We start from the raw sequence: 4,916 nt of genomic DNA on the forward strand, positions 1-4,916 counted from the left end.
ACCGCGCCCTCGCCGCCGCCCCGGACACCACGACCCTGGTCACCGCCACCGACGGCAACCACGGCCGCGCGGTCGCCCGCACCGCACGCCAACTCGGCAAGCAGGCCCACGTGTTCATCCCCCAGGGCGTCGACCCCGCCCCGATCGCCGCCGAGGGCGCCAAGGTCACCGAGGTCGACGGCGACTACGACACCGCCGTACGCCGCGCCGCCGAGACCCCCGACGCCCTCCTGATCCAGGACACCGCCTGGCCGGGCTACGAGCAGATCCCGGCGTGGATCGTCGAGGGCTACGACACCCTGTGCGCGGAGATCGACGAACAGCTCCCGGCGCCACCGGACTTGATCGTCGTACCCGTCGGCGTCGGCTCGCTCGCGCAGGCCGTGATCACCCACTACCGCAGCCGCCCGACCGGCCACGCCCCGATGCTGATGTCGGTGGAACCGGACAGCGCGGCCTGCGTCCTGGAGAGCCTCAAACGCGGCGAACTCGTCAGCATCACCACGGGCCGCACGGCGATGGCGGGCCTCAACTGCGGCACCCCGTCGAGCATCGCGTGGCCGTTCCTGCACGATGGCTTGGACGCCGCGATCGCCGTCACCGACGAGGAGAGTTCCCGCGCCGCCGCCCAACTCGCCACGCTGGGTGTGGATTCGGGCCCTTGCGGCGCCGCCCCGCTCGCCGGCCTGCGCGCCGCACGCCACCTGCTCCCCGACCTCGGCCCGGACTCGGTGACCGTCCTCCTCAACACCGAAGGAGCCCCCCGGTGATCGACGCCGACCGCCTGTGGCGGTCCCTGACGGACCTCGGCGTCGAACACGGCGTCCCCGGAGGCATCGGCACCGGCGTCCAGGGCATCTCCTGACAGGAGACCACGCTCCACGGCCGCGCCGCGCACGCCGGTACGACACCGGCCCGCCTCCGCGCCGATGCCGGGCTCGCGGTGGCCCAAGTGGTCGTGAGGCGCCGGGAGCTGGTCGACTCCGGTGAGTACGGCGCGCTGCGTGCCACCATCGGCCATCTGGCCGTCCACCCGGACCTCACGAACACCGTCCCGGCGCTTACCGTGGATCTGTGCTACCCGGACGACGTCCAATACTCGACGCCGGAAGCGTGCGGGCAGGGTGTGGACGTGCGGGCCACGACACTGCTGCGGCTCGCTGGAGGCGTGCATGGGTGAGCCCGCGTCCCTCCTCGCCGAACTGGTCGCTCTCGACTCCGTCAACCCCGACCTCGTCCCCGGCGGCGCGGGGGAGACCGCGATCGCCGACCACTGCACCCGCTGGCTCACCGCGCGCGGCTTCGAGGTCCACCGGCTCGAACGGCGCCCGGGGCGCCCCTCATTGGTGGCCGTCGCGCACGGCACCGGCGGTGGCCGCTCCCTCATGCTGAACGGCCACCTCGACACCGTGAGCCTGGCCGGCCCGGAGCCGCGGATCGCCGACGGCCGCATGTACGGCCGGGGCACCTTCGACATGAAGGGCGGCATCGCGGCCATGATGACCGCCGCCGCCCGCGCAACCGCCCAGGGCCCGTTGCGCGGTGACGTCATCGTCGCGTGCGTCGCCGACGAGGAGTACGCGAGCGCCGGTACCGAGGAGGTCCTCGACTCCTTCACCGCCGACGCCGCGATCGTCACCGAGCCCAGCCACCTCCAACTCACCCTCGCGCACAAGGGGTTCGCCTGGTTCGACGTCCACGTGCTCGGCCGCGCGGCCCACGGCTCACGTCCCGACCTCGGCATCGACGCCATCACCAAAGCGGGCCATTTCCTCGTCGCGCTCGAAGAGTTGGGGAAACGGCTCGCCCAAGGGACCGGCCACCGACTCCTCGGCACAGGCACCGTGCACGCCTCCGTCATCCGGGGCGGGGAGGAGGCCTCCACGTACCCGGCGTCCTGCCACATCACCGTGGAGCGGCGGACGGTACCCGGGGAGAGCGACGCCGAACGCGAACTCACCGACGTACTCGACCAACTCACCCTAACTGTCCCCGACTTCGCCTACGAACTGACGCCCGGCATCCACCGCGACCCCTTCGAGGCCGACCCTTCGACATCGATCGCCCGCACCCTCGCCCGCCACGCCGAACTCACCCTGGGCCACCCGCCGTCGATCCGCGCCGAGCCCTTCTGGACGGACTGCGCGCTGCTGGACCGGGCCGGGATTCCCTGTGTCCTCTTCGGCGCCGACGGCGAAGGCGCCCACGCGGACACCGAGTACGTCGACCTCGCCTCGCTCGACCACCTCACCGACATCCTGACCGGCACGATTATCGAGTTCTGTTCCTGACCGGCCGCCCGGCATACTGCCCGGATGGAACAACCTGTCGAGGAAGCCCGACGCTGGCTCGCCGCGCGCGGAGTCGTCCAGACCGGCGAGGGCTGGGCCGAGTCCGAACGGCCGCGCACCGCCGACGAGATCGCCCACTCCTGGGCCGATGCCGCCCTCGCCGACGACACCCTGGACGCGGCCGGCCGCGAGCGGCTCGCCTTCGGGCTCCTCGACCTCCTCGACGACTACTGGGTGACCCGCGAGATCGGCTTCGCCCTGAACTCCCTCCCCGCAGGCGCCCTTTGGCGCGGTTACCGGCGGCGCCTGGAGGCGGAACAGGACGCCCAGCCCGTCACGTACTCCCTGTGGGTCGACTGGTTCGAGAACCGCGCGACCGTCGAGACGGCCTTCGCGGAGGTGCTCGGCAACGACATCGACCTCATCGTGAGACACCCGTCCGCGCCGCTGCTGCGCCGCGCGGGCCGAGTCCTGGCCTGCTCGGGCCCGGTGCTGTGGCGCGTGAAGGAGCCGGCGTACAACACGGCCGTAGGCCTCCCCGAACTCCACCATCCCTTGTACGACGGCCTGTTGGCGAGCTACCACGACGTCTACGGCGACCTGGAGCCCGGCGCGGCACTCGGCCTGCTCGCGCGCCTGCGCATTCCGGCGGAGACTCCGCACCTCGCCCAACTGCGGGCCGTGCTCTCCGCAGGGCACCGGAACCATCACCTCAGCCCTGACGCCTGGCGTGCAGCGGAGGACAAGGCCGATGCGTGAGGCGATCCCCGGACGCCGCTGCATCCTGTACGTCATCGACCCCGCCCGCCGGAGACGCCCGTACGCCGGAGGCCGGGCCCGCCTCGACCGAAGGCCCGGGAGGAAGAGCGGAACGCACCGCCGCAGGACACGATGCCCGGGCGGCCGACGAGCGACTTTCGCGACGTCGACGACAACCCACCCCAGATCGTCGTTGACCGAGTAGAGCAGATCTGAGGCAGCACCCAACCGGTCCGACAACTCGTAAGCCTCCGGATCGAGATCCGTGCCCCGCTCACCCGCCGCCTCCAACGCCTCCTGAAGCCGGATCAGCAACCCCTGTTCCCGGTCGAGCAACTCCACCAGCACACCGGAGAGTTCGGCCCCGCTCTGCGCCCCGCGAAGTCGGTCCACGAGAGGCGGGTCGGGACTCAACGACGTGGGCGCGACGACCCCGTACCAGTCCGCATGCCGGGTGAAACCGGCGTGCTTGAGCAACTTGTGGGCGAGCTGGTCCCTGGCAGTGGCGACGACCGCCCCCGACGGCTGCTCGGCGATCGTGACGGTGACAGACACCGCAGACACTCCAACTGCGCAGCCGACGACAGGCCGGACAGGACGTCCGGGACTGCGCTGACGCAGAGCATCCGCACGAACCGGAACTTGGACCGGCTGGGAGTTTCTGGTGGCGAGCCCGCGTTCGGTAGTGATGGAACGCCGAGAGGCCGGGCTCTGGGGGAGCACGGCCTCTCGGTCGGTGTTGTAGCGACTACCAGTAGGTGCGTGTGACCCTGTCGGGCAGTCGCCCTTGCCGGTCGCTCTCCTGGAAGATCGCTGATGCCACGACCAGGAAAGCGCGTCGGAGTTCCGGGTCCGGATTTTCCACGTTGCCGACGTTTTTATCGAGGAACATATTGCCGATTGCCGTTCCCTCTGGTGTGCAGGGGCGGGCGACTGATCCCTCGGAGTCGATCAGAATGTTTCCACTATTTCCTTCCGCGGTTTCCCAGGAGTAGACGTAACCTGCTTCGAGGGAACGAGTCTTCCTGCATGTCAGTGATGCTGTCACGGGGTTTTCACCAGTTCGCTCGCGCCAGGGATTTGATCACCGGAACCCTATACCGTCTGCTGCGGGTGCGTTCTCGTCCCAGGTGTGCCCGGCGTCCAGGGCTGCCTGGTAAGCACGGCGATAATTCTGATCGCCGTGCTGGCGCATCCAGCGATGCGAGGGTTGGCGTCGAATCGAAGCATTCCCGCGTCGAGCTCATGCGATTCGATGAACAGGTGGTTGTAGATCTGGTTGATGTCCGTCTTGGAATAGCCGTGCGACGCTGCTGTCTGTGCTACCCGGTCGAGCTGGGAATCGGCGCGGATCGCGGCATAGGCGTGGTCCGCCCATTCCAGCTCGAAGTCCATCTCGCTGCGTGGCCGCCGGAAGGACGAACCGCCGGACTGGAGTTCCTGCTCCGTGGCCAACGCCGTCCGCCGCCACCCGGTGAGCCCGCCGAGCCCGGTGAGGGCCAGTTGCTGGGTGAGTTCGTCGGCGGTGTCGTCGTAGAGGTCGGCGAGTGCGTCGCACCCTTGCTGGCGGAACATGTCCGCGGCCCGATAGAGGCGGTAGGCGGGGCGGACGGGGACGTACTTGTCGACGAAGGCGCCGGCGCCGCCGTTCTGACCGGTGGCGGCGTCGTAGGCGTCGCCGAGGAAGTCGAACGGGGTCTTGAGGCCCTGGAGGAAGCCTTCGCCGAAGATCGTGAGGCCCTCGCCGAGGCTGTCGACGCGGTCGTTGGGGTCGTCGGGGGTGAGGCCGCTGGGGTCGGTGAGGAGGGTGGGCTGGTTGTTGGCGTAGGCGTAGGCCGAGATGGAGGGGCTGGTCCGTGCGGGGGG

At 70.0% G+C, this 4,916-nt stretch carries 5 protein-coding genes; 4 read left to right on the top strand and 1 reads right to left on the bottom strand.

Annotation, left to right across the window (positions count from 1 at the left end; all coding sequences use genetic code 11):
• The 4 genes from AOK24_RS39390 to AOK24_RS39405 form a co-directional block, all read left to right on the top strand.
• The coding region (locus tag AOK24_RS39390; RefSeq protein WP_055724729.1) for a pyridoxal-phosphate dependent enzyme at positions 1-770 on the top strand (770 nt) is incomplete at its 5' end.
• Between the two features lie 182 nt (positions 771-952).
• Positions 953-1,180, top strand: a complete 228-nt coding sequence (locus AOK24_RS39395) for a hypothetical protein (RefSeq protein ID WP_055724730.1) — start codon at positions 953-955, stop codon at positions 1,178-1,180.
• On the top strand, positions 1,173-2,291 hold the full coding sequence (locus tag AOK24_RS39400) for a M20/M25/M40 family metallo-hydrolase (RefSeq protein WP_055724731.1): 1,119 nt from the start codon (positions 1,173-1,175) through the stop codon (positions 2,289-2,291). The genes AOK24_RS39395 and AOK24_RS39400 overlap by 8 nt, the downstream gene beginning before the upstream one ends.
• A 24-nt stretch (positions 2,292-2,315) precedes the next feature.
• A complete protein-coding gene (locus AOK24_RS39405; RefSeq protein WP_055724732.1) occupies positions 2,316-3,050 on the top strand; it encodes a hypothetical protein in 735 nt (244 codons plus the stop codon).
• Between the two features lie 1,095 nt (positions 3,051-4,145).
• Here the strand turns inward: AOK24_RS39405 and AOK24_RS39410 are convergent.
• Positions 4,146-4,916: hypothetical protein (locus tag AOK24_RS39410; protein WP_055724733.1), on the bottom strand; the 771-nt coding region annotated here is incomplete at its 5' end.

This window comes from Streptomyces niveiscabiei (assembly GCF_001419795.1).
Taxonomy (GTDB): Bacteria; Actinomycetota; Actinomycetes; order Streptomycetales; family Streptomycetaceae; genus Streptomyces; species Streptomyces niveiscabiei.